Raw genomic sequence first — 5,372 nt, forward strand, 5'->3', positions numbered from 1 at the left:
GTCCCGCGATCCCCTTGCGCATGTCCGTGACGCCGCAGGCCAGGTAGACCCGCACCCCCGCGCCCGGCGCGATCATGCGCCCTCCACCGCGCCGATCAGCCGACGTAGCTCCGCCGTCGGCAGTGACGCCGGCGTCCGCAGCACGCGGCCGCCCGCCAACACGATCTCCACCGTCATGTCGGGCGCCGCCGTCGCTTCAGCGGCCGCCGGGGCGCTGTCAGGCGCGACGCCCATAGCGTCGGGCGCGTCTTCGACCGAGGGCATCATCAACGCCGGCTCGGGGACCACCTCCACAAAGCCAACCACCCCGCCCTGCATCCCAAGATCGCCCCGGCGCGCCGCGCGCCGCCAGTCGTAGACTTGCTGCCGCGTCACGTCGAACCGGCGCGCCACATCCGAAACGACAGCCCCGTGCTCCAGCGACGCGACCACCACAGCGAGCTTGTCGCGGATGCTCCAACGGCGACGGCGCTCGACCCGCCCGAGAACCTCACCCCGCACCGCCGCCTCCGATCCATATGGACGTCGCTGACGACGTCGTCAGAGACGTCTCATCGCAGATCAGGACGCGGCCGTGCAGGCGGCCATGAGCGGCCGGTTACGTTCGAAGTTCAGTAAAGGGCGACGATCCCGGTCGCGGTGGACCCTGTCGCGAGCACGCGACGCACGCGCAGCGGGTGATACTGCGCATCGGCGGAGTCGAAGGCGACAGTCGTTCCGTGGCGGTCCATGGCCACGAACACGCCCGACTGCCCGACGAAGATCCCTCGCGTCAGGCCAAGCGGCAGGTCGATGAGATCGTTCGGAATGACCTGTGAGAAATAATCCACCGGACCTTCCACGCTCTTCGCACGACCAGAGAACTTTTCCGAATTCATGATGAATTGATCTCTCCAGAAAACTTTATAAAATAGTCAACATTTAGCACAGTGCGCCGACACATTTCCTGAGCATATGTAATCATCTTATATGAAGATTTTCTGAAAGCTGGCGCAACCCGGCCGACCCGACAGTGAAGATCAAGATGCACGCGGAAGAAGACTATCGGGATCCGGCGTCGGCCGCCGCCTGAAGGCGCCGCCGCCGGATTGGCGTCGGGGATGTGAGCAGGGCGAGGAAAACGTAAGGGCAAACGGTCACGGGACCGGATCGGGAGAACCAGCACTGCGGCCGAAGCGCCTCCGAGCGCGGGTAACCGAAATGGTCCCGATCCGCATATCTCCATACAGGCCTGCGGCAGTGAACGGTCGCATCTACGAGGCCGGACACACGACCGCACCTGACCACATGCCCGAACCATGACCCAAGAAAATGCTTGCATCCGAAGGGGCGTCCACAAAAGGCCCCTTACCATTCAACGTCGAGCGGCATGTGTTCTCAGACTGACCTTGGTCGTCAATCCGTCCGTATGCGTCAGGCTCAGGCTCAACGGCGCGTGCGCAGTCTGGGCCGCCGTCCAAGTTACCAGGCCAGTACGGCTGATGTGCAGCTTGCCGCCTTCGTGGGTCACCATGTGGCGGTCGGTCGAACCGTCGCGAACGCCGCCGACGGCCGCCGCTTGGTCATCCAGCGTATTCTCAATGTTGTAACGGCCGTTGGGGGCCAGAACGAAAGGGTCGACTGGCTCGTCCCATGCCAAGGTCGTCATGTCCAGCCTCGCCGTCGTCTCGGGTGCGGCGCCATTCAGGGCGCGCAGTTCCGGCGCGTTGGACGGGTTGTCGTTCGAGAACGTTCGCACGAAAGGGACACGAGCCGAGAGCGCGAGCGCCTGCTGGCGGCTGGCGTAGGCGATGCAGCGAGCGCGCCACCCCGACGGCGGATCGCTTGGCCGCGCCCCGGCACAGGCGAAAACGTGATCTCGGACATGATCTGGATGCGACGGCAGGGTTTCCCTGGACCAAAGACGCGGCGTGGCTTCCGCAATGAACACGCCATTGCTAGAGCCCCCCGCGGGGACGGTCTCTCCATTAGGCCCGAGCGCCGGAAAGCCACCCTCGATATGTGCTATAGGGTCAATACGACACCATTTTTCACACGCATAGTTCTTCCGCCCGATGCGGTTCTCTCCGTCGTTCCTATCGAGTTGTCGAATGACATACGGCGTCACGCCGCGTTTGATGCGGTTGGTCTGGTAGCCGGGGATCGCATAAAATCCATATGCTGCGACCTTGATGTCTGCGGTGTAAGTGTCGTCCACCGTCGTCGCACCGTACCACTGGTCTTCAGGATACATCTGGATCGGGGCCGTGGAACCTACGTTGCCCGCCTGCTCATACCAGTCGACCGTGACCCCTCCGGCGATCAGACACCACCCGCCCACCGAGATCACCGGCGTGCGCTGAATCATCCCCGCATGGAGATAATCCTGCACCAACAGCCACTTGGCGCCTTTAGAGATCAGAGAGCCGAAGGCATGATCCGCCTCATGGACCACTCCGTCTGACACCGCCTGCGAGCGACCCCAAAAGGCCTCTCCCGAAATACAGTTACGCCAGCGCTGATTTTCTGCATAATACAGTTTCTGGGCGCCTTTCGGCCCGAAAGACCGAACATAATTGCTCAATCCTTCGTCTGCTACCCCAAATAAAGTAATATGATTTACATCAATATCATAGAGATTCTGGGCCCTTAACTGCCGCGTGTACAGCCCGCGCTGCGTTTTGGCAGCGTCCGCGCTCTGGGGAGCGCCCATGCAAATTTCAAGATGCTCAACGCGAACGTGGGACGCGGCTATGCGGAGCGGATTGTCTTGTTCGCGATATAGCTGAATGCCGCTCGGCGACGTCTGGCCCGCAATCCAAAGCTTGTCGCGGTCTATGGCGATTTCACCGCCGGAACGCACCGTGATCCGGCCCGAGACGTCGAACACCACGATCCGCGGGCCGCCGCGCGTGTCGAGCGAGTTTGCCGACACCGCGTCACGGAGCGTTCCGGCGCCTGAGTCGTCGAGGCTAGTGACATGGTAGATGTGCGCACCAGCGACGCCTTGGTCGAGCCCGCCGCGCCCATAGGATCGTATGAAGTGTTCGGGCCTGAACAGGGGGTCCATCGCCCAGTGCGACACCGCCCTGCCTGAATCGAAGGTGACCGCCTCCGGGTCGCCCGCGGTCGAGACGATGGCGCGGTCGCTGGGAGACGAGGCTGCTCTCAAGCCGAAGATTGGGGCCGTGACGACCGTGAGCGCGCCCAGTGCGAGCAATTGGCGTCGATCACGACGCTTCCACGACTTCTGCGACATCGCTTTCACCTCGGCAGTGGCCGTCACGACTTATTTGGACTCCACCGCATCGATTGGGGCTGGCGCCCCAGAAGCCTCACTGATCGCCAATGATGAGCGTCACCTTTGCGGTTCTCCGATCGCAGGTGTCAAGCGTCACCCAGGCGGTCGCGTAGGCGCTTACTCAAGATCCGCTTTCCCGGAAGGGAAGCACAGATCAGCCGAGCTCGAAAGCCCCTGAACAGTCGGACGTTTCGCGCGCTGGCATGACGCCCGCGCGCCCGGTTTCCCGCCCGGCGCCGCACCGTCTCATGGAGTCGCCTCAACGACCGCGGCGCGCGCCGCGAGCGCGGCCTGCCGGGCATGGAAACCCTCGACGGGCGTGAGGCCGAGCGTCGCGAGCGCGTCGGCCCAGCGATGCGACCAGTCGTGCCGGCGCAGCCCGTTCAGCACGTTCGCCGCGCGGATGCGGGCGCGCCGCGCCGGATCGGCCTCGAGCGCGTCGAGCGTCGCCTCGACGTCGCTCCCGTCGGGGCGGATGCGCACCATCGCGTCCGGCCAGTCGATCAGCCGGTCGATCACCGGACTCGACTGGTAGTCGCCGATCATGATCGCGCCGCCGGTCGTCGCCTCGAAGAAGCGCGCCGACATCACCCGGTCGTCGCGCAGGACCGGGATCTTGTGCGCCGCCGGCGCGATGGTCGGTCCCCAGACCACGGCGTAGCGGCTGCGCCGGGTCAGCTCCGCGCTCATCGCGCGCGTCGTCTCCCAGTCGTCGGCGAGCATCTTCGCCCAGACGTCGTACTTGTAGAACAGCCCCTGCCGCGCGGCGATCTCGACCAGCCGCGCATGCACGTCGGGCTGGCGGCGGCCGTAGCTGAGGATGTCGATCGGCCGGTGCGGCATCCGCCCCTCGACCGGGACGGGCGCGGCGCGCAGCGCGTCGACGGCGAGCGAAAGCTGGCTGACCGGCGTCCGCGTCCGGGCCTGGACAAGCGGGATCGCGGCGTCGTTGACGAGGAAGACGTGATCGAAGCGGTCGAGAACTCCGAGGTCGCGAGCCTTCTCGACCTCGCCCGACCAGAGCTCTAGCAGGAAGACTGCGGCGATCTTGGAGCGCTCGCGCCAGCCCCGGATTCGCTCAAGGAAGCGCAGATCGGAGGGGAAGAACAGCACCACGAAGCACAGGTCGTACTCCGCGTCGATGTCCTGCGGCTCCGCGAGATCGTTCCAGCGCATCATCATCAGGTCGCGCAGCGCCTGCGCGAGCCGGTAGCGGTCGTCGGCGAGCAGACGCCACATGGAGGCCGGCGTGGCGTAGTGGCGGGCAGGCGGCGCGCAGACGATCCCGCCTTCCGCGGCGGCGACGACCCGGGCGATGTCGTAGGGAATGCCATTCCAGTAGCGCCGGTCGACGTTGTAGTTTGAGATCAGGAGCGTTCTTCTGGACACCGGAGGGCCTTTTTAAAATTGCGCGACGACGTCCCGAGAATTCGCCTGTGCGGGTGAACGGCGGGTGACCTGTCCCCCGTCGTTCATCCGGTAGCGACTGGACTCGCGGGGTGAGTTACGCACGATGGCGGGTCGTGTCTGGGATTTGGTTGAGATTCTCGAACGGCGTTCTCCGAGCTTGACGATTTCGGCCTGATCAGGCGGCGCGGTCAAGGGCGAAGGGCTCGATGGGCTGGGAAAGGGTCTCCCATCCGTCGACCTTGCGCATGGCGATCTGGCCGGAGGCGAGAAGCGCCCAGAGCGGCATGGGCGCGGTCTCGTCGCAGGGCAGCACGGTTTGCGTCTTGATGCGGCGTCGGAACTCCTCGTTCAGGCCCTCGATGGCGTTGGCGGTCCGCGCCGACTTCCATTGCGACTGATCGAGCCGAGTGAAGGCGAACAGCCGCTCCCCGGCTTCCTCGAGGCTGTCGGCGACGGCCCGGCATTTCAGGCGCCATTTTCGCGAGGCGACGCCTTGCGGCGGGTCTGCACCTCGGCGGCGGTCGCGGCGTGGATCATGTCGCGGCAGTCCTCGGTCAACTCGTCGTGGAGGTGCTTTGGCGCGTGGGCCAGCAGGTTGCGGTGTTTGCGGACCGTCGCCTTCTTGTCGATCCCCGCCGCGGCCCGCGCCGAGCGGCGGGCCGCATGCGGCGTCGTCGGCTCG

At 65.1% G+C, this 5,372-nt stretch carries 4 protein-coding genes and 1 pseudogene; all 5 read right to left on the reverse strand.

Going from position 1 to position 5,372, the window contains the following annotated elements; all coding sequences use genetic code 11:
* Positions 1-72: 72 nt before the first annotated feature.
* Positions 73-501: an IS66-like element accessory protein TnpA gene (gene tnpA / locus V7Q31_RS17155; RefSeq protein ID WP_333835072.1), complete on the reverse strand. Its 429-nt coding sequence runs from the start codon at positions 499-501 to the stop codon at positions 73-75.
* A 110-nt stretch (positions 502-611) separates the two neighbouring features.
* Complete coding sequence (locus tag V7Q31_RS17160; protein ID WP_333835073.1) at positions 612-878, reverse strand: spike base protein, RCAP_Rcc01079 family; 267 nt, start codon at positions 876-878, stop codon at positions 612-614.
* A 476-nt stretch (positions 879-1,354) separates the two neighbouring features.
* Positions 1,355-3,265: a hypothetical protein gene (locus V7Q31_RS17165; protein WP_333835074.1), complete on the reverse strand. Its 1,911-nt coding sequence runs from the start codon at positions 3,263-3,265 to the stop codon at positions 1,355-1,357.
* Positions 3,266-3,526: 261 nt separating this feature from the next.
* Positions 3,527-4,669: a glycosyltransferase family protein gene (locus tag V7Q31_RS17170; RefSeq protein ID WP_333835075.1), complete on the reverse strand. Its 1,143-nt coding sequence runs from the start codon at positions 4,667-4,669 to the stop codon at positions 3,527-3,529.
* A gap of 196 nt (positions 4,670-4,865) precedes the next feature.
* Positions 4,866-5,372: pseudogene (locus tag V7Q31_RS17175) on the reverse strand (transposase); the annotation flags it as partial.

This window comes from Rubrimonas sp. (assembly GCF_036788415.1).
Taxonomy (GTDB): Bacteria; Pseudomonadota; Alphaproteobacteria; order Rhodobacterales; family Rhodobacteraceae; genus Rubrimonas.